Origin of the sequence: Microbacterium sp. JB110 (assembly GCF_003335195.1) — a bacterium.
In the GTDB taxonomy this organism is placed as follows: domain Bacteria; phylum Actinomycetota; class Actinomycetes; order Actinomycetales; family Microbacteriaceae; genus Microbacterium.
In genome coordinates this window covers 393652-411659 of the sequence record NZ_QPGM01000001.1, presented here as the reverse complement: position 1 = coordinate 411659, position 18008 = coordinate 393652, and the positions used below count along the sequence as shown (strand labels likewise).

Annotated in this window: 21 protein-coding genes; 13 read left to right on the top strand and 8 right to left on the bottom strand. The window is 66.3% G+C overall.

What is annotated here, in order from left to right; all coding sequences use genetic code 11:
* Nucleotides 1-3: 3 nt before the first annotated feature.
* The 4 genes from CIK77_RS01910 to CIK77_RS01895 all read right to left on the bottom strand — a co-directional run bounded on the left by CIK77_RS01910 (nucleotide 4) and on the right by CIK77_RS01895 (nucleotide 1677).
* Entirely contained in the window at nucleotides 4-402 is a 399-nt protein-coding gene (locus CIK77_RS01910; protein ID WP_249268624.1) for a type II toxin-antitoxin system VapC family toxin, read from the bottom strand.
* Nucleotides 399-650 (bottom strand): type II toxin-antitoxin system Phd/YefM family antitoxin, encoded by a 252-nt coding sequence (locus CIK77_RS01905; protein WP_087055391.1) that lies wholly within the window; start codon nucleotides 648-650, stop codon nucleotides 399-401. Before CIK77_RS01905 ends, CIK77_RS01910 begins: the two co-directional genes overlap by 4 nt.
* 84 nt (nucleotides 651-734) lie before the next feature.
* Nucleotides 735-1415 carry an HAD family hydrolase gene (locus tag CIK77_RS01900; RefSeq protein WP_170934165.1) on the bottom strand — a complete coding sequence of 227 codons (681 nt, stop codon included), beginning with the start codon at nucleotides 1413-1415 and terminating at the stop codon, nucleotides 735-737.
* Nucleotides 1416-1464: 49 nt separating this feature from the next.
* The gene (locus tag CIK77_RS01895) at nucleotides 1465-1677 is read right to left on the bottom strand and encodes a hypothetical protein (protein WP_087055393.1); all 213 of its coding nucleotides are present in this window, start codon (nucleotides 1675-1677) and stop codon (nucleotides 1465-1467) included.
* Nucleotides 1678-1703: 26 nt separating this feature from the next.
* Here CIK77_RS01895 and CIK77_RS01890 point away from each other — a divergent pair, with 26 nt between their 5' ends.
* Nucleotides 1704-2222 (top strand): CGNR zinc finger domain-containing protein, encoded by a 519-nt coding sequence (locus tag CIK77_RS01890; protein ID WP_087055394.1) that lies wholly within the window; start codon nucleotides 1704-1706, stop codon nucleotides 2220-2222.
* Nucleotides 2223-2311: 89 nt separating this feature from the next.
* On the opposite strand, the gene CIK77_RS01885 is transcribed toward CIK77_RS01890, so the two are convergent.
* Nucleotides 2312-3025 carry a transglycosylase family protein gene (locus tag CIK77_RS01885; protein WP_258861437.1) on the bottom strand — a complete coding sequence of 238 codons (714 nt, stop codon included), beginning with the start codon at nucleotides 3023-3025 and terminating at the stop codon, nucleotides 2312-2314.
* A 312-nt stretch (nucleotides 3026-3337) separates the two neighbouring features.
* Here CIK77_RS01885 and CIK77_RS01880 point away from each other — a divergent pair, with 312 nt between their 5' ends.
* Together CIK77_RS01880 and CIK77_RS01875 are read left to right on the top strand one after the other, a co-directional pair.
* Nucleotides 3338-3835: a pyridoxamine 5'-phosphate oxidase family protein gene (locus CIK77_RS01880; protein WP_087055396.1), complete on the top strand. Its 498-nt coding sequence runs from the start codon at nucleotides 3338-3340 to the stop codon at nucleotides 3833-3835.
* A 75-nt stretch (nucleotides 3836-3910) separates the two neighbouring features.
* Complete coding sequence (locus tag CIK77_RS01875; RefSeq protein ID WP_087055397.1) at nucleotides 3911-4309, top strand: VOC family protein; 399 nt, start codon at nucleotides 3911-3913, stop codon at nucleotides 4307-4309.
* A gap of 39 nt (nucleotides 4310-4348) precedes the next feature.
* On the opposite strand, the gene CIK77_RS01870 is transcribed toward CIK77_RS01875, so the two are convergent.
* Both CIK77_RS01870 and CIK77_RS01865 read right to left on the bottom strand, forming a co-directional pair.
* Nucleotides 4349-4975, bottom strand: coding sequence for a response regulator (locus CIK77_RS01870; RefSeq protein ID WP_087055398.1), 627 nt, complete (start codon nucleotides 4973-4975; stop codon nucleotides 4349-4351).
* A complete protein-coding gene (locus CIK77_RS01865) occupies nucleotides 4972-6162 on the bottom strand; it encodes a sensor histidine kinase (protein ID WP_087055399.1) in 1191 nt (396 codons plus the stop codon). The genes CIK77_RS01870 and CIK77_RS01865 overlap by 4 nt, the downstream gene beginning before the upstream one ends.
* A gap of 141 nt (nucleotides 6163-6303) precedes the next feature.
* Between CIK77_RS01865 and CIK77_RS01860 the strand changes: the two genes are divergently transcribed.
* From CIK77_RS01860 to CIK77_RS01835, 7 genes are all read left to right on the top strand, one after another.
* The gene (locus CIK77_RS01860; RefSeq protein ID WP_170934166.1) at nucleotides 6304-7212 is read left to right on the top strand and encodes a CPBP family intramembrane glutamic endopeptidase; all 909 of its coding nucleotides are present in this window, start codon (nucleotides 6304-6306) and stop codon (nucleotides 7210-7212) included.
* Nucleotides 7213-7311: 99 nt separating this feature from the next.
* Nucleotides 7312-7464, top strand: a complete 153-nt coding sequence (locus CIK77_RS17555; RefSeq protein WP_170934167.1) for a hypothetical protein — start codon at nucleotides 7312-7314, stop codon at nucleotides 7462-7464.
* Between the two features lie 295 nt (nucleotides 7465-7759).
* The gene (locus tag CIK77_RS18275; RefSeq protein ID WP_114347177.1) at nucleotides 7760-7981 is read left to right on the top strand and encodes an MFS transporter; all 222 of its coding nucleotides are present in this window, start codon (nucleotides 7760-7762) and stop codon (nucleotides 7979-7981) included.
* Nucleotides 7982-8180: 199 nt separating this feature from the next.
* Nucleotides 8181-9128, top strand: coding sequence for an ABC transporter substrate-binding protein (locus tag CIK77_RS01850; protein ID WP_170934168.1), 948 nt, complete (start codon nucleotides 8181-8183; stop codon nucleotides 9126-9128).
* Nucleotides 9125-9988, top strand: coding sequence for a siderophore-interacting protein (locus CIK77_RS01845; protein WP_087055402.1), 864 nt, complete (start codon nucleotides 9125-9127; stop codon nucleotides 9986-9988). The genes CIK77_RS01850 and CIK77_RS01845 overlap by 4 nt, the downstream gene beginning before the upstream one ends.
* Entirely contained in the window at nucleotides 9985-11025 is a 1041-nt protein-coding gene (locus tag CIK77_RS01840; RefSeq protein WP_087055403.1) for a FecCD family ABC transporter permease, read from the top strand. Before CIK77_RS01845 ends, CIK77_RS01840 begins: the two co-directional genes overlap by 4 nt.
* A gap of 68 nt (nucleotides 11026-11093) precedes the next feature.
* Nucleotides 11094-12059, top strand: a complete 966-nt coding sequence (locus CIK77_RS01835) for a FecCD family ABC transporter permease (RefSeq protein ID WP_170934170.1) — start codon at nucleotides 11094-11096, stop codon at nucleotides 12057-12059.
* Here CIK77_RS01835 and CIK77_RS01830 read toward each other — a convergent pair.
* Nucleotides 12008-12667: a TetR/AcrR family transcriptional regulator gene (locus CIK77_RS01830; RefSeq protein WP_212647498.1), complete on the bottom strand. Its 660-nt coding sequence runs from the start codon at nucleotides 12665-12667 to the stop codon at nucleotides 12008-12010. The genes CIK77_RS01835 and CIK77_RS01830 overlap by 52 nt on opposite strands.
* A gap of 265 nt (nucleotides 12668-12932) precedes the next feature.
* Between CIK77_RS01830 and CIK77_RS01825 the strand changes: the two genes are divergently transcribed.
* From CIK77_RS01825 to CIK77_RS18005, 3 genes are all read left to right on the top strand, one after another.
* Nucleotides 12933-16586 carry an ABC transporter ATP-binding protein gene (locus tag CIK77_RS01825; RefSeq protein ID WP_212647499.1) on the top strand — a complete coding sequence of 1218 codons (3654 nt, stop codon included), beginning with the start codon at nucleotides 12933-12935 and terminating at the stop codon, nucleotides 16584-16586.
* Nucleotides 16583-17377 carry an ABC transporter ATP-binding protein gene (locus tag CIK77_RS01820; RefSeq protein ID WP_087055407.1) on the top strand — a complete coding sequence of 265 codons (795 nt, stop codon included), beginning with the start codon at nucleotides 16583-16585 and terminating at the stop codon, nucleotides 17375-17377. Before CIK77_RS01825 ends, CIK77_RS01820 begins: the two co-directional genes overlap by 4 nt.
* Nucleotides 17378-17676: 299 nt before the next feature.
* Complete coding sequence (locus tag CIK77_RS18005; RefSeq protein ID WP_249268626.1) at nucleotides 17677-18003, top strand: IS110 family transposase; 327 nt, start codon at nucleotides 17677-17679, stop codon at nucleotides 18001-18003.
* Nucleotides 18004-18008 lie beyond the last annotated feature (5 nt).

Sequence of the window (18008 nt, the reverse complement as noted above, 5' to 3'; positions counted from 1 at the left end):
TGTTCACTCCTCGGCACATGGGTCGGATACCGTGAAGCCCAGCTGTCGGGCGACGGCCAGCATGCGGGCGTCGTGGCTCACGACAACCAAGTCTTCTACGCCCGAACGCAGCGCCGTGGCAACGTGAATCGCGTCAAGTGTGCGCAGGTGCGGCACGATCGCTTCTGCCTCGGTGAGCACTGCGTGATCGATGGGCACGAGTGCGATGAAGTCGAGCACCTCATCGCGCTCTGCGATCGACATATCCTCCCGGCGAATGAGTCGCGTCAGCTCGGTCTTCGACAAGCGCGACGAGATGAGGTCTTCTGATTCAGCGGCGTCTTCGAACCACGCGACAGCCTTCGACGAATGCCGGAGCAGGACCCTGCCGAGCACAGATGTGTCGACGTAGTACGCAGTCACCACTCCCCCTTCATGTCATCGAGCAGCTCGTCGACGGACTCAGCCGTACGAAGTTCATGCACCGGCAGGCTGGAGAGTTCCGGCCGACCGGTCCGCTTCGGCGGGATGATCTGCGTTGACGACACAATCGGTTCGATGCGCGCGATCCGGCGGTTGTACGACGTGATCGTATACGCCTCCCCTGCCTCAACATCGCGTAGCATCGAAGCCGGATTCTGACGCAGCTCGCGAACGGAAATGGTCTTCATGCAACCATTCTCGCACGATATTCTACATTGATCTACATTTGCGATCGATGTCGCCGATAAGGGCACGCTCTCGCAGTGCCGGGCTCAGCGCAGAACACCCGCTGCGTCAAGAACCGCGGTCAGGTCATTCGGAGCGGGTGCATCGCGCGCGATGCGGAGCGCACGCATGCCGGCACTGCGCGCGCCCTCCACATCGTGGAGCGGGTTGTCGCCGACGAACAGGCACTCCCCCGGCACCACGCCGAGGCGTTCGGCAAGAGCGTCGAACGCGCGGGCATCGGGCTTCTGCACGCCGATCCCCTCCGAGGTGCACACGATGTCCACGGCGTCGGCCAGGCCGATGATACTCAGCTTCTCCTTCTGCTGCACCTCGGCACCGTTCGTCAGTACGCCGATCCGGAGCTCCGCCCGGCGAAGCGCCGCGAGCACCTCAAGCGCCTCCGGGAACGCACGCCAGTGCGTGCGATACATCGCCAGGTACCGGTCGAACATCGCGTCGAGGCCCGCCGCGTCCGCGGGCACGTCAAGACCGAACACACGCAGCACGCGCACGAGACGCCGGCGCCGCTGTTCCGCGAAAGAGATCTCTCCCCGGCGCCAGCGCTCGAACTCCGTCTCTTCGGCGGCGGACCAGGCGGCCCGGAACGCCGATGCATCGTCGACGCCGAGGTGCGCGGCGAATGCGTCAGCACCGGCATCTGCTGCACCGCGATGGTCGAACAGCGTCTCGTCCAGGTCGAAGCCGACCGCCTTGACTGGGCTCACCGCCACCACGGTAGCCCACGCACCCGTCGCTCTTGAGTGATCGATGACGTCAACGTCCGGAGACTCCCCCGATCACCGCCGAAAGCGGCCGCGGCGCAGCCGAGGCATGTTCGACGACGTCGACGCGCCGTGCTCCGCACACGACGCACGACACGTAGCTGACGGTGCCCACGCTGGTCACGTGCGATGACTGTGTCGCCCACCCGTGCTCGTGCGCCCTCGGTGTTGCTCCGGTGGGGATCTGCTGAAGCTCTGTTGTCATGATTCCCAGCGTGGTGTAATGCCGTTATGCATCTCAACCCTTACGGCGAGTACGCGGTTCTGCTCGCAGCGTCCCTGGCGAATGACTGGCCGGATGATCGCGAACAGATCGAAGAGCGCACGCGCGACTTCGGCATGACGATGGCGTTCGCACGGCGCGATGACGACCATGCACTCACCGGAGCCGTCATCGACCGCTGGCTCGCGATCGTCGATGCAGCCGACGAGACCGGGCGTGCGGCCCTGCTCAACCTGGAGATGGCACAGGCATCGGCCTACCCGAGGCTCGTCGATCACGATGACGAGGGCTGGCACCTGCATTACCGCGACGAGGACCAGTCCCTCGCGCACGTGCTGCACGCGGTGATCAGCGTAGGCACGGCATTCCACCTCACCACGCGCGGCATGCACCGCCTCGGCAGATGCGCAGCCTCCCCGTGCACGAACGTCGTCGTCGACATCACGCGGAACGGTCGGCAGCGCTACTGCTCGGTGCGGTGCGCCAATCGAGACGCGGTCAGGCGCCACCGCGCACGAGCCCACTGACGCAGCAGCGGCACCCCACTCCCCCACGCCGACACGACTGTGGGCGGGCGCCTGCACGAGACGCCCGCCCACAGTTCATCCGGACCGGGTCAGCCCTTCGGCAGCACCAGTTCCTGGCCGACCTCGATGAGGTCGGGGTTGGTGATGTCGTCCTGGTTCACGGCGAAGATGCCGAGCCAGCCGCTGTCGAGATCCGTGTGCTCTGCGATCTCGAACAGGGTGTCACCCGACTCGACGGTGTACGTCTTCTTCGAGGCCTCCACGTCCGGCAGCGTGTAGGTCGGGGCAGCGGGCTCGGCTGCCACCGGCTGCTCTGCGGGTGCGGCGGGTGCGGCAGGCTCCTGCGACTCGCTCTGGCCCGACGCGTCACTGCTGGTCTCGGCGGGTGCCGGCGCCGACTCCGTCGGCTCAGCCGATCCGGATGCACCGATCTGCGCCGAGCACGACGGCCATGCTCCCCAGCCCTGACCGGCGAGCACGTTCTCGGCGATCCGGATCTGCTCCGAGCGGGAGGCGTCAGCGGGGTTGCCCGAACCGCCGTAGGCCTGCCAGGTCGACATCGAGAACTGCAGGCCGCCGTAGTAGCCGTTGCCGGTGTTGATCGACCAGTTGCCACCGGACTCGCACTGGGCCAGCGCGTCCCACGTCGCACCGTCGGCGGCATTCGCGGCGGTGGGAACGAAAGCGGTCGCGGCCATCGCCGCTACGCTCGCAGCCAGCAGACCGCCGCCGAGACGGCGAGCGGAACGACGGCTGTCAGCGTTGGTGAGGGAAGTCTTCTTCTTGAACACGGTGAACTCCACAGCCCCGTCTCGATCTGCACTGTGTGAAGATCGTCCGCCCGACCGAAGCATCGCATTGGTTTCGGGTGACGCAAAGGACTCTTGGGGGCGGATACGACGGCTGCCCTTTGCGGTTCAGGGTCCTACACCACCACACATCACGACTTGGTAACAAATCAATTCAGCTCCTTGCCAGGAAGATCACAAGTCAGTAGTGCGCCACGATGTCGGCGATCGTGGCAGTTCCGATGCTCGCCCCTCCCTCTGTACCAGGCGGCGCGGGGCTCGCATACTGGAGTCATCCCGCACACGATCGATGAAGGAGCCGGCCGGATGGACAGCACTGAGATCGCCAGGATCCTCAGCCTCCCCTACAGCGAAGAGCTGCTCGCACGCGACATCCTCCGTATGGCGTATGTCGCGAAAGACGGCTCGCCGCGCAACGTGCCGATGGGCTTCGTCTGGAACGGGACATCGGTCGTCGTGTGCACGACGACGAATGCGCCGAAGCTGCGGCACCTGCGCGAGAACCCGCAGGTCGCGCTCACGATCGATACGGAGGTCTTCCCGCCGAAGATCCTGCTGATCCGAGGCGACGCCGACCTCGAGCTGGTTGACGGCATCCCGGATGAGTACATGAGCACCAACAACGTCTATTCGATGACCGACGAGCAGCGCACCGAGTGGGAGAAGGAGGTGCGCTCGCTGTACAAGCAGATGTATCGCATCACCATCACCCCGACGTGGGCGAAACTCATCGACTTCGAGACGACGCTTCCGTCAGCCGTGGCGGAACTGATCCAGGAGCGCGCGGCGCGCGAGGGCGGCTGACGAACTCTCTCCTGCGCCCGGCCACGGCGGTGTGCCTGTCGCACCGCAGCGATCAGGAATGTCTACGCTGTCGTCATGGTCGACGCTCTCCCTCTCATCCACCACACCGGGTTCTACGCCTCCGACTATGCCGCCAGCGAGCGGATGTTCACCGCGGCGCTGGCGATGCTGGCCATCGTCCCGATCGAGCGGGAAGACGGGTTCGTCGAGTACGCCCGCGAGGGCACCGACACTCCTTCGTTCTGCGTCGAGCGAGCGAAGCGCCCGGATGCCGTCACGAGGCGTGTGCACGTCGCCTTCACCGCGCCGGACCGCGAGTCGGTGCGGCGCTTCCACGACGCGGCAGTCGCGGCAGGCGCCCGCTCCAAGCACGCGCCCCGCGTCTGGCCCGAGTACGGCGCCTTCTGCGCCTTCCTCCGCGATCCCGACGGCAACAACATCGAAGCGGTGCACAAGCTGCCGAAGGTGCGCTGACGGACCGCACCCAGACCGTCCGGTCACGCGCGGGCCCGGTCAGCCCGTTCGCTCCTGTGCGAGGCGGAGGGCGAGCGCGGTGCGGTCGCGCTGACCGAGTTTGCGCAGCAGCGTGGAGACGATGTTCTTCACTGTGCCATGGGCCAGGTGCAGGTCGTCTGCGATCTCGACGTTGGGCAGGCCGCGCGCCACGAGTTCGGCGACGGCCCGCTCCGATTCGGTGAGTTCAGGGAGGGGTGCTGCCGACGTTGCGGGCGACAGCGCCGCTCGTGCGACACGAGGGTCGAGCACGAGTCCTCCGGCGATCACCTGACGGATCGCCTCGACGAGGCCGTCGGTGGAGACGTCCTTGAGCAGGAAGCCAGCCGCACCCGCATCGAGCAGATCGCGCACGGTTCGTGCGTCGTCAAAGGTGGTGAGGACGAGCACCGGCAAGCCGGGATGGTCGACGATGCAGCGACGCACCAAGCCGAGCCCGTCGAGCGTGGGCATCCGTGCGTCAGCGAGTACGACGTCCGGAGCGACTTCGGGGATCATCGCGAGCGCCCGCAGCCCATGCTCGGCCTCACCGACCACTTCGATATTCGCGTCGGTCTCCAGGATCATCCGGAGCCCGCGGCGCAGCAGCTCCTGATCGTCCACGACGAGCACCCGAACGCCATTCATGCTGTGCCCCCAGAAGCAGACAGCGCCACGGCCGCCGCTTCCGACGGCAGCGCGACTGCCAGCCGGAATCCGTCCAACGTCGGCTCGGCGGTCAGCCGCCCGCCGAGCGCTTCCGCACGGGAGCGCAACGACCGCAGTCCGAATCCGTCTGCCGCGGTCGCGCCGACGGAGCCCGTCCCGCCATCGTCCGCGATCACGGCATCCACGCCGTCGGGCGCGACGACCACATGCAACCGAACGGCGGTCGCCCGGCTGTGCCGCACGACGTTGGTCAGTCCTTCCTGCACGAACCGCAGCAGCAGTAACGATTGCTCGTGCGGCAGCGGCACGTCTTCGCCCTCGATCGTCACCGTGATGTCAATACCGGTCCCCCGGAACGCCTCGGCGACCGCACCGAACGCCTCCGCGTCGCCGAGCGCGGACAGTTCCACCGGATGCATCGCGCGCACCAGACGTCGCATGGCAGCGAGAGAATCACCGACGACACTCCTCGCCCGGATGACCTCCGCGCGTGCCGCATCCGGATCGTCGACGCGGGAGACGTAGTCGAGTGAGAGACCGATCGCGGTGAGCCGATGACCGAGGTCGTCGTGCAGCTCCCGCGCCGTGCGCTCCCGCTCTTGTGCCAGTACGAGGTCTCGATCCGCCTGAAGCCGTCTCTGCAGCTCCTCGTTGGCTGCGTCCAACCGCACGAGCGCGTCCTGCAGCGAGTCGCTCACCCGGAGGCTGTCGCGCAGCACCACCGCGACGGCCGCCGCGATCCCAGCCAGGAGCGCCGCACCGATAGCCTCGATGAAGATGATCTGGGGAGGGCTGCCGGTACTCAGATGCAGCGCGACGACGAGGGTGACCAGCCCTGCGGCGTAGGCCCACAGCACAATGCCAGCGGAGAAGGTGACGCCGAGGACGAGACAGGCCGTCCAGATGATGCCGTAGTAGAGCGCGCCGTTGCCGAGTGCCATCGTCACGATTGCGACGAAGGCGACTGCGGCGATCCGGGATCTCTGCGCCGAGCGGCGCCACATCACCCACGTGACAACGGCAGCGGCGAGCAGCCCGGCGATCAGGGCGCTCACACCTGGGTGCCTGACGGGTGCTGAATACAGCGCCATCAGCGCCGGCCCGGCGATGCCGATGCCCGCGGCGAGATCGAGCAGTCCGGTGCGAAGTGACGGGCCGCTGAACATGACTACCAGCGTATGCACGAAGGGCGCAGATGACACGTGACCGCAGTCACGAAGACTGCCCGGGTCCGGTGGCTTCCGTCACCACCGGTGATGACCGCAGCGCGGCGCGCACGGCCACGTCACCTCCGTAGCGTTCCAGATATGACGTCCTCTGCTTCTGCTGCTGTCCGCACCGGCCCTGCCCCGATGCCCAGGCTCGGCACCGGACCGCTCGGCATCACGCTGCGGATCATCGTCGCGGTCGGCGTGCTGGCGGTCGCCAACGTCGTCGCCGGGATCCTGCCAGCCTCTCTCGTACTCATCCCCGGTGCACTCGATCTGCTCTCCGGCTCCTCGCCGTGGGCGTTCGCTGCCGCGTTCATCCTGCAGTCGCTCGTCCTCATCATCGTCGTCCTCCTGGTGTGGGCGTGGATGCGATGGGTGGAACGCCGGTCGATTCGAGATGCAGGCTGGCGCTGGGGGCGCCAGTCGATCCTCTGGCTTCTCCTCGGCGTCGCCGTCGCGGCAGCCAGCCTCATCGTGGTGACGGCCATGCTCCCAGCCGTCGGATCCGTGCCCGCCTCCCCCGCCATGTTCGGTGAGCCCGGCGCCGCGCCGTTGACGGTCGCCCTGCTGATCCTGCACTACATCGGCCTCGCGTTCCTGCAGCAGAGCATCCCGGAAGAACTGCTGTTCCGCGGCTGGCTGCTGTGGCGGCTCCGTCATCGGCCCGTCGTCGCCGTCGTGGTCACCACGCTTGCGTTCACTGTGATCCATCTCGTCTCCAGCGGCGGTCAGCAGTCCGCGTGGGAGCACGTGCTCTATCTCGCACTGCCCTTCGGCTTCGCCGTGCTCGCGACGGGCATGCTGCTGTGGACGGGCTCGCTGTGGGCGGCGGTCGGCGTGCACGGCGGCTTCCACATCGGCAACTACATCGCCGCTTCGGTCCTGGCCCCTGTCGACTCGGCCACGTCGTGGCTCGCCGTCGGCGGAGTCCAAGCCACCATCGGCCTGGTGCTCGTGGCCACCGCCCTCCGCCGCGGCAAGACGATTCTCGACGCACGCGACTGACGGTGATGCCGGAAGCTGTCTGAGTGCTGGTATCGATGCCGAGGCATTCCGCGAAGTCATCCGGATGTGCGCAGCGCCCCGGCTGAGACAATGGTCGTCGTGACGACACCCCCGCACGAGTTCGACCTCGCCTCCATCGGCGATGGGCTCGTCGTCTCGGGAGCTCGCGCCGAACTCGAACACGCGGCGGCCACAGGAACGATGGTCGTCACTGCTCCGCCCGGCACAGGAAATACCACATGTCGCGTTTGACGCCACTGCGAACGCTCCCGACCACTGGCTGAGCGGCGTTCCCGACTCGAGGTAATACCTCGTCAGCGCCGACGCCGCATCACGATCGCCGTCACCGATGACGACAGAGTTCTGCAGATACCGGTAGCCGTCACCAGCAGGCATCACCCTGATCGACACCGTCACACCTGTCAGGTGCGCGACGGCCCTTTCGTCGGAGCGCGCTGAGGACGGGGTTCCCTTCTCTCCGCTGACTTCGTCAGACGCACAACAGCACGCGTGCCCTGGCAGCTGCGTCGCCACACGCGGGCTGCTCATGGTCACGGGCGGGCTCGGTGATCGCTGGGACCGCCGCCGCGTGTTCGTGATCGGCCCGGCACTGTTCGGCATTGCGTCCGTGCTCGGCGCCTTCTCACCGTCCCCCGAGTTGCTGACTGCCGCATGCGCGCTCAGGGGGATCGACGGCGCGGCGCTCCTGCCGTCGGGTCGGGGCGGAGCGAGCCAGTGGTCGACTTCTCAAAAATACACTCTATGTTGATTTATGGCTGTCAGATCTCTAGGTTGGTGAGGTAAGCGTTACCTAACCCCTCAGCACCCAAGGAATCACCGTGCCAATCACTCGAACCATCGCAGCCCCCCTGACTCTTGTTGCTGCGGCATCCCTGCTTCTCACCGGATGTGCGCTGTCTACGCCTGCCGACAACGGCGTAGCGACGCCAGGGAGTACCAGTTCGACGTTGATCCAGCTGGATCGGCCCGAAATCAGTGCGCACGCCGAGGACGAGGCGATCTCGTATCCGATCACCATCGAGCATGCACTGGGCGAGACCACGATCGTTGAGGAACCGCAGCGCATCGTGGCCCTCGGCGCGGTCGAACGCGACGCCGTCATAGCGCTCGGTGCCGCTGATCGCCTGGTGGGCGCAGGAGTGCCTTTCTACGATGACAGCGTCAACCCGTGGATCGATGATTTGGTCTCCGCCGAAGACTTCGTCGCCATCCCGTGGGATCAGAATGCGCAGTACAACATCGAGCAGATCCTGAGCCTCGACCCGGACCTGATCCTCGCACCAACCTCGTTCACCATCTCGACGGACTACGCCACACTCAGTGCCGTGGTCCCGACCATCGCCTTCCTGGAGAACCCCATCACAGATCGTTGGCAGGACGTGACGCAGCTGACCGGTGACGCCCTCGGGCAGCCCGCTCGTGCGGCCGCACTCGTCGACGAGGCCGAATCCGCCCTCTCGCAGCTCGCGGAGGCCTACCCGGGGTTGCAGGGCAAGACCGTGAGCTTCACGGTCGCGCAGGGCGGCGACGCCTACGGTGTGCTCTCCGACGTGAACGACACCATGATCAAGAATCTCTCTGATCTGGGACTCTCCGTCCCTGCCGCAGTCGAAGCGCTCCCGGAGAATCCGCTCAACCCGGGAGTGAGCGACATCAGCATCGAAGAGATCGGAGCGATCGACGCTGACCTCATACTCATCGCCCACATGGCCCCCGATGCCGAAACTGCTACCGAATCGAGCCCCCTGTTCGATGCGCTGGATGGAGTGAAAGACGGCGGATACCAGTCGTTGAATCTTCTGGCCGCCACCGCGCTTCGTACACCGACCGCGCTCTCGCTCTACTGGGGCCTGAATACCATCAGCGGCACGCTGAGCACAGTGGCGGACAAGTGAGCGGCGCCATCACCGGCCACCTCGCAACAGTCACCCACGTGGCCGACCTATCGCCGGGCCTGCGACGGGTAACCGTGTCCGCCACGTCGCTCCGCGATCTGGCGCCGAGCGGATCGGGCGGCGACGCAGTCAAAGTGTTCTTCCCAACGCCGACCCGACCCGAGCCGGGGGTGCCGTTCCTCGAATCTCCGGGAGTGCTCGCCCATCCGGGCGGAGAGCGGTCGCCGATGCGCACGATCAGCGTCGCAGCGTTCCGCCGGGCGCGTGATCGGCTAACACGGTCGGGAATCAGCGAACTCGACCTGGACTTCGTCATGCACGATTCCGAGGGCGTCGCAGGCCCCTGGGTGAAGAAGGCCTCCCCTGGCGCATTGCTCGGGCTGCTCGGACTCGCCAATGCATTCGTAATAGCCGACGGCACTCGTCGACTCGTCGCGCTCGCCGACCTGAGCGCCCTCCCAGCCCTGCTGAGCGTCGTCGAGCACCTGAGCGCTGAGATCGTCGTCGACGTCACCCTCGTCGAGCCGGATGTGCGAAGACTGCCACCGCTGCCACCGCGACTGCAGCATAGCGCCGTCGTCCCCGACACTGTGGGTGCCGTCACGTCAATGTCGCGGGTGCTCGCAACGCTTCCTGACTTCACGGAATCGCAGTTCTGGTTTGCCGGCGAACGCGCGCTGGTGCGCGACATCCGGCGACAGGCGAGAGCCGCCGGAGTTCCGCGGGAACGGGCCTACGCGAGCGGTTACTGGCGCGCGGGGTGGGATGCGCCACGGCTCGAGAAGCACGAGATGAGCCTCTTCCAGTCGGGCCTCGCGGAGGGGCGCTCGCTCGCAGAGATCGACCTCCTCTCCGAATGACAACGACCCTGCGCCGTGCGCTGCCCGCGTTCGTCGGCGTTGCCCTTCTCGTCCTGTTCGCGATCCTCTCACCCGCCGTCGGGGCGAAGTCCCTCCCGATTGACCAGGTGATCTCCGTGCTATGGCAGCCGGACGACAGCGCAGCATCCGTGATCGTATGGGGTCTCCGGATGCCTCGAGTACTGCTCGGCGCGGCTGTGGGAATCGCCCTCGGAGCGGCCGGGGCTCTCGCACAGGCGGTGACGAGGAATCCCCTTGCCGACCCGGGCCTGCTCGGCGTGAATGCCGGCGCATCGGTTGCCGTCGCCATGGCAATCACCTTCGGCGGGGTCAGCCACTACCTGGGCTTCGTCGCCTGGGGCGTCGTGGGCGCCACCGTCGCGGCGGTCATTGTCATCACTGTGGGCGCGGCAGCGCGGATCGGGGATCCCCGCACGCGTCTCGTGCTGACCGGCGTCGCTCTCTCCGCGATGCTCACCTCGGTCACCTCCGCTCTGACGGTGACCGACTCGACGACGCTCAATCGCTTCCGCATCTGGACGGTCGGGAGCCTCGCCGGGCGAGGTTGGGAGGTCGCCGTGCCCACGGCCCTATGCGTCGCGATCCTGCTGCTGCTCGTCACACCGCTCATCCGCGATCTTGGCACGGCGGCGCTGGGAGACGACGTGGCCCGGGCGCTCGGAGCACACGTGGTGAGGACCCGTTGGCTCGTCGTCGGCGGATTCGCCGCGCTCAGCGGTGTCGCGACCGCAGCCGCAGGCCCGATCGGCTTCGTCGGACTCATCGTCCCGCACCTGGCACGCATCGCCACCGGTCCCGCTCTGGGTTGGAACGTGGCTGGCAGCGCGGCACTCGGCGGCGCTCTCGTCCTCGCGTCGGATATCGTCGGGCGCGTGGCCGTCCGACCGGGAGAGCTGGACGTGTCGATCGTACTCGCGTGCATCGGCACCCCGGTCTTCCTCCTCCTCATCGTGAAGACCCGCCGGCGACGAGCATCCACGGCGAAACGGAGCGCAAGGGTGGAAGCTACCCGATGAGCGCGCCCGCAGGTTCCGGCTGGAGAACATCGACGCGTGCGCGGCGGCGAGGCGGACACGTCGCATTCATGGTCCTTGCCGCAGTTGCTCTCGCGATCGTGGGACTGGGCGTGGGGACGTACGCGATTCCGGTCTCGGACATCGTAGCGACCCTTTTTGGCACCGGAGGCGAGCGGGAAAGCGTCACGGTCAGAGACCTTCGCGCCCCGCGCATGGCCGCGGCACTCCTCGTCGGGGCCGCGCTCGCAGCCGGCGGATCGCTCATGCAGACGCTGACCCGCAATCCACTCGGAAGCCCCGACCTGCTCGGCATCTCCGCCGGTGCATCCACTGGCGCGCTTGTCAGCATCATCGTCGCTGGTCAGCTCGGCGCCGTCGTCGGAGTGGGTGCGCTGGTGGGCGGCGCCGCGGCGGCAGCTGTCGTGTTGGCCCTCGCTGCGCTGACCCGCGGCACCGACCGCATGGGAACGGTCGTACTGGTGGGGGTCGCCGTCGGGCTGCTCGCGCTGGCCGTCAACACCTTCCTGATCTCGGCAGCCTCCTCACAGACCGCACTGCAGGCCTCCGTATGGCTAACGGGCAGTCTCCACGCCGTCACTTGGGCCCAGATCGGCTGGCTCGCGGGGGCCTGCGCACTGCTGCTGCCCGCCGCCGCGGTGGCCACGCGCCCGCTTCGGATTCTGGTCCTCGGGGATGACCTCGCGACATCGCTCGGAGCGCGCTTGCGCAGCGCCCAACTGTTCGTCCTCGCCGTCAGCGTGCTTCTTGTCGTGGTGACCGTCAGCGTCGCGGGCCCGATCCCATTCGTCGCGCTGGTCGCTCCGGCGCTCGCACGACGTATCACGGGCACGGCGGGCTCGGCGCTGGGAGCGTCAGTGGCCTGCGGGATGCTCCTGGTGGTCGCGGCCGAGATCGTCGGAACGATTCTGCTGTCACCGGTGACCCTCCCCGTCGGTGTCGTCACCGGAGCGATCGGCGGGATCTATCTGCTACTGCTGCTGGCGGCGCCGCTCTGGCGCAGCCGCCGTACGTGACCCAGAGCTCGCTCGATCATGACCTCGAAATGGTCGTCGTTGGTCCCGAGTTCGAGGTCGAGCGCTGCACGGGACAGTGGCACGTCGAGGTCCCTGTGAACATCCAGCCACGGCGCCGGCACGGGCGCGCTGTGCTCGCGTCGCGTCGCGTCGTCGCTGCGGTCGTTCCGGTCGTCGATGAGGAGCGTGTACCCGAAGATGTCGACGAGGAAGAGCCCGCGCACGGCGACCGCGTCCTCGAGGCGAAGGCCGATGCCGGTGAGGAAGGCGAGCATCCGCTCCGTCGAGAGGATGCGCGAGATGGGTACGGTGGTCAGCGTCACCGTCTCGGTCAGCGAGATCAAGGCAGCACGTGGGTGCTGCCTGTAGAACGCCCGGCCCTCGCGATACATCTGTCGGAAGGAATCCTCCCAGTGTTGCGGATCGAAGTCGTGCGCAGGGATCGCGTTCGTCATCTCCGCGGCGACGAGATCAATGACCTCCTGGCGATCGCTGACATGGTTGTAGAGCGCACGCACTGTTACGCCAAATTCCTCGGCAAGCCTCCGCATCGTGAGCGCAGGGAAACCTTCAGCGCCCGCGATACGCAGAGCGGCCGTGGCGATCACCTGCTTGTTGATCGTCCTACTGCCGCCTGCTCTCGGGCGCCCGCGCTTCTTCGGAGCAGTCTCAGTCATAACGCAACAGTCTAATCAACCATATATACATGCAGTGTTGATTTAATGGCTAGCTCGTCCTACGCTGAGTTAGGTGAACCTCACTACAGAGCAATCGCCAGGCACACTTTCGATGTCAACGAGCGACGATGAAGAAGCGAAAGTACCCATCGAGGCCACACCGCCACGAAACGATCTGGCTCCGACACTCTCGATCGTGGCCCGGCAGCGGGCGTGGTTCGTTCTCGCTGCCGTGTGCGCCGTGCTCTCCGGCGCCTGCTCACTGGCACCGTACATCGCAGTGTTCGCAACAGTCACCGTGTTGTTCGACGGGGACGTCATCGGCGATGCTGGCGCGGCGGTGATCGCGATCGCCATCGGATGCGCACTCGCGATCATCGCCCGCGCCGTGCTCAGCGGCATCTCCACCCATATCGCGCACGTCGCCGCGTACCGGGCACTCGCCGACATCCGGCTCGAGCTCGTGCAGCGGATGCACCGGCAACCCGTTAGCCGCGTGCGCACCCTCTCATCGGGGCAGACGAAGAAGCTGTTGCACGACGATGTCGAGCAATTGGAGGAGGCGCTCGCTCACGGCATCACCGATCTATCGGCAGCAATCGCGGTTCCGGTGACCACCACCGTGCTGCTCTTCGTCGTCGACTGGCGACTGGCGCTCGTCGCCCTGCTCGCCCTGGTACTGCTCGTCATCGTTTCAGGAATCGGCATGGCCAGGGCGCAAGGCAGCAACGCCGCGTCCGCCGCTCATCTGGTCGTGCAGAACAGCGTCGTCATGGGCTATCTCAACGGCATCGCTGTCATCCGCTCGTTCCTCGGAAATGCCGGCGACTTCGACGCGGCCCGCGACGCAGTCCTGCGCGGACTCGAACTCCAGCAGAAGAGCTTCCGAAGCCCGCTGCGGTGGGTCGTCGCGTTCATGAGCGTTGCAACTGGGCTCGCAGTCGTCTTCCTCATCCCGACCACAGGTCTCGGGTTCGTGGCTGGCGAGGTCGACTTCCGGGAGCTGACACTCTTCCTCCTCATCGCGCTGGGGTATCTATCACCCGTGATCTCAATCGTGGGTGTCGCGGCGACCGCCCTGACACGAATCCAGTTCTCGTCGATCGCGATATCCGCGGCGCTGGCGGAGCCGCAGCTGGTCGAACCTTCCTCCCCCACCATGCCGGACGCCTACGACGTGCAACTGGAGAACGTGAGGCTGTCGTTCGGCGACCGGGCTGCCCTCGACGGTGTCGATCTACAGGTGCGGGATGGGGAGCACATCGCCTTGGTAGGAGCGACGGGTGCCGGAAAGTCGAGCATCGCGGGGATCATCGTCCGCCACCTCCAGCCCGATACGGGGCGCGTCCGGATAGGCGGGATCGAGGTCGGCGACATCGGCTCAGAGGGGCTCGCGCAGTTGGTCGCGTTCGTGCAACAGGACGAACACGTGTTCGCAGCGACTCTTCTTGAGAACATCCGCATCGCACGCCCGGATGCCACCGACGGGGAGGTTCGCGCCGCGGGCGAGGCAGCACAGCTCGGGGATGTCGTCGCAATCCTCGCAGACGGCTGGGACACAATGCTCGGCCCCGGCGGCAGCGGACTGTCGGGCGGACAGCGGCAGCGCATCTCAATCGCTCGCGCGCTGCTTAAGGAAGCTCGCATCGTCATCCTCGACGAAGTCAGCGCATCGCTGGACACCGAAACGGAACGCCGGACGCTGGAGGCGATCGCAGATCTCACACGTGACCGGACGGTCATCGCGATCGCCCACCGCCTGGACACGATCATCGGCAGCGACCGCATCGTCGTGGTGGAAGACGGACGGATCCTCGACCAGGGTACGCATCCGGTGCTGTTGGAACGGTGCGAGCGGTACGCCGCCCTATGGTCCGCCTATGAGACAGTCGGTGGATGGCACCTGGGAGGGCGCCCCTCCGGCGATGCCGCCGTCCCAGAGTCACAGGTCTCGAGCTCGTCAGCAGCCGCCGACGAGCTGGAGATATCCGATCCCGACGACCCGCTGCGGAAGGCCGTGCAGGAGGTCATCCGGCCGGGCGTGGGCGCCCTGGGGTTCGCCGCACAGTGGCACGCACTGCTCGGGCGGGGCTGGTCGAGGCTGCTCAGACGCGGCGTACCGAGACTCATTCTCGAAGGTGCGGCGCGCGGCGTCCCCCTCGTGGCGATCTTCGTGATCCTGATCGCCGCAATCGAACAGCTGCAAGGAGGTTCGGCAGTGACACCAACCCTCATCTGGAGCGTCACCGCTGTGCTCACGTTCGGGCTCGTCACCCGGTTCTTCCTCGCCGAATGGACCAACCGCGAAATATGGGACATCGCAGCCGTCGCCAAGACGGACCTGCAGTTGTCGGTGCTCGACCGGGTGCGGCGGGTTCCTCTGGGCTTCTTCCGCCGGAACGACTCCGGCAGGCTCACGACGCTCGTCAACAACGACATCATGATGCTCGACTTCCAGAACGTCCCCCAGCAGATCGCCGGCGCCGTGCTGCAGCCGTTGATGTCCGGCATCATCCTCGCGATCATCGACTGGAGATTGGCCATCGCCGCGTTCATCGGCATCCCGCTCTTCCTCCTCATCACCGGCGTCACCGACCGCGTCTACCACCGAGTCTTCGCCCGCATGCACACCGTGCGCGCGGAGGCGACCACGGTGCTCGTCGAACAGGCCGCCGGCACCGTCCAACTGCGCGAATCGAAGGAGTCGCCGATTGCGCGGAGGCTGCCGGACGCGGTCGAGTCACTCCGCGAGGCGAGCGTGAAGATGTCGGTGCGTGCGGCACCGCTCACGGCTCTCGGCTCGATCGCGGTCGAGATCGGGCTCGTCGCACTCATCCTGCTCGGAGCCGGACTGCTCGCAAACGGGACCATCGGCCCCGTCGAGCTGCTGTTGTTCCTGCTGCTGAGCCTCACGATGTACCAACCGTTGCAGGAGCTGACCGCGTTGACCGGGTACCGCCGCAACCAGGAGCAGATCGCCAAGAAGATCGACGACGTATGGTCGGCCGCTCCGCTCAGCGAACCCGACTCGCCCGCCACGCCGGCAGACGCCGGTGTGCGATTCGAGCACGTGTCCTTCGCGTACCCCTCCACAGGCGACGACTCCGAAAACCGTAACGCAGGCGGCGGAGTAACGAACGTGAGCTTCGAGGCCGAGGCCGGCCAGCTCACCGCCATCATCGGGGCATCGGGTGCCGGCAAAAGCACCCTCGCCCATCTGACCGGCAGACTATGGGACGCCGACTCCGGGAGCATCCGAATCGGCGGATACACGCTGCCGGAGCTTGGCACGGCGGCCGTGACTCGACTCGTGACGACCGTGTTCCAGGATGTGTACTTGTTTCCCGACACGATCCGCGCGAATGTGGAGATTGGCCGCCCCGGCGCCTCCGACGACGAGATCTGGAGAGCACTCGAGCATGCCCAGATCAACGACACGATTAGGAACATGCCATCGGGACTGGACACAGTCCTCGCCGAAGGGGGCACCGATCTCTCAGGTGGGCAGCGACAGCGGCTGTCGATCGCGCGCGCCCTGCTGAAGGACTCGCCCATGCTCATCCTGGACGAGGCCGTGGCCGCCGTCGATCCAGAGACCGAGGCGCGAGTGCAGCAGGCCATCGCCGAGCTCATGCGAGGGCGGACCGTCATCGTCATCGCCCATCGGCTCAGTACGCTCCGCCACGCCGACCGCATCGTCGTGTTCGATCGTGGACAGGTGGACGCCGTCGGCACACACGAAGAGCTCATGACCACGAGCATCACCTATCGCGGACTGCTCGGTGAGACCGCAACGACACCGGATATGCCGGGAAGCGAACCGATCGCCACCGGAGGAACACTCGAGTGAGCACGACCACAAGCGCCGCCCCGATCAGTCTGGAAGCGCGCGGGATCACCGTCGCCTACGACCGGAGCGTCGTGATCGAGAGCCTGCAGCTCGAGATCGCACCGCGTTCGTTCACGGTGATCATCGGACCGAACGCCTGCGGGAAGTCCACCCTGCTGCGCTCCCTCGCGCGCCTGCTGAAGCCTTCCGACGGTGGCGTGCTACTTGAAGGCGCCGATCTGGCGACGCTGCCAACCAAGGCGATCGCGCGGAAACTCGGCCTACTGCCACAGACCCCTTTAGCACCTGACGGCATCACCGTGTCCGACCTTGTCGGACGGGGCCGCTACCCGCACCAACGCTTGCTCGCACGATGGTCCGAAGCGGATGAACGCGCCGTGAACAACGCGATGCTCGCCACACGAATCGAGAGCCTGGCCGACTTCCCTGTCGACGAGCTCTCCGGCGGACAACGGCAACGAGCCTGGGTCGCGATGACCCTGGCGCAGGAAGCCTCAGTACTCCTGCTGGACGAACCGACGACCTATCTCGACGTGTCGCACCAGTACGAGCTCCTTGATCTGTGCAACCGATTGCGCGAACAGGGCCGCACGATCGTCGCGGTGCTGCACGACCTCAATCAGGCAGCCAGGTTCGCCACGGACCTGGTCGTTATGCACGACGGCGCGGTGGTCGCGACCGGAACTGCGAGAGAGGTCCTCACGCAGGAGCTGGTCGAGACCGTGTTCGCGTTGCCATGCATAGTCATCGACGATCCGATCTCAGGAACACCGATGGTTGTTCCGCGATAGCAGCAGTCCAGACGCACTCCCGACGACGCTGTCGTGGTCTCCCTGCGGGTCTGTCAGATGAACAATGAAGATGTTCTTGACGGCTTCGGCCGGGGCTGACCTGCTGTTTAATTGTCACGGCGTGTGCTGTTGTCCTGACACCGACGAGTCGCCCTGGCCGGGGTTCGCCGTCACTGTCCCGGAGCCTCTCGGGGCTGGGTGGAACGTGACTTCATAGGACCTTGTTCGCGCACGATGCCTCGTCATTGTTGTGTCCGCTCCAACCTCTCCAGAGGCTCCCTCCGTTGGAGAGGAACCTCATGGAAGAACACCTGCATTTGACCAGCACGATCGTCGTCGGTGGCATCGACGCGCACTCGAACACCCATCACGTTGCGGCCCTCGATTCCTCGGGTCGCCGCCTCGGCAGCCAGGAGTTCCCCGCTTCGACCCGCGGCTATCAGGACGCGCTGGATTGGCTAGGACGCTTCGGTGTGATCGACAAGATCGGGATCGAGTCGACGGGGTCGTACGCGGCCGGCATCACCAGATTCCTTCTCGCTCGCGGCGTTGAAGTTGTTGAGGTCAACCAGCCCCACCCTCACCTGCGTGCCCGTCGCGGCAAGGACGACGCGATCGATGCCTAAGCGGC

Bases quoted from the DNA above. Each gene is read 5' to 3' on its own strand.
- CIK77_RS01905 (WP_087055391.1), bottom strand. From the start codon at position 650: ATGAAGACCATTTCCGTTCGCGAGCTGCGTCAGAATCCGGCTTCGATG.
- CIK77_RS01895 (WP_087055393.1), bottom strand. From the start codon at position 1,677: ATGACAACAGAGCTTCAGCAGATCCCCACCGGAGCAACACCGAGGGCG.
- CIK77_RS01890 (WP_087055394.1), top strand. From the start codon at position 1,704: ATGCATCTCAACCCTTACGGCGAGTACGCGGTTCTGCTCGCAGCGTCC.
- CIK77_RS01880 (WP_087055396.1), top strand. From the start codon at position 3,338: ATGGACAGCACTGAGATCGCCAGGATCCTCAGCCTCCCCTACAGCGAA.
- CIK77_RS01875 (WP_087055397.1), top strand. From the start codon at position 3,911: ATGGTCGACGCTCTCCCTCTCATCCACCACACCGGGTTCTACGCCTCC.
- CIK77_RS01870 (WP_087055398.1), bottom strand. From the start codon at position 4,975: ATGAATGGCGTTCGGGTGCTCGTCGTGGACGATCAGGAGCTGCTGCGC.
- CIK77_RS01865 (WP_087055399.1), bottom strand. From the start codon at position 6,162: ATGTTCAGCGGCCCGTCACTTCGCACCGGACTGCTCGATCTCGCCGCG.
- CIK77_RS01860 (WP_170934166.1), top strand. From the start codon at position 6,304: ATGACGTCCTCTGCTTCTGCTGCTGTCCGCACCGGCCCTGCCCCGATG.
- CIK77_RS18275 (WP_114347177.1), top strand. From the start codon at position 7,760: ATGGTCACGGGCGGGCTCGGTGATCGCTGGGACCGCCGCCGCGTGTTC.
- CIK77_RS01840 (WP_087055403.1), top strand. From the start codon at position 9,985: ATGACAACGACCCTGCGCCGTGCGCTGCCCGCGTTCGTCGGCGTTGCC.
- CIK77_RS01835 (WP_170934170.1), top strand. From the start codon at position 11,094: ATGGTCCTTGCCGCAGTTGCTCTCGCGATCGTGGGACTGGGCGTGGGG.
- CIK77_RS18005 (WP_249268626.1), top strand. From the start codon at position 17,677: ATGGAAGAACACCTGCATTTGACCAGCACGATCGTCGTCGGTGGCATC.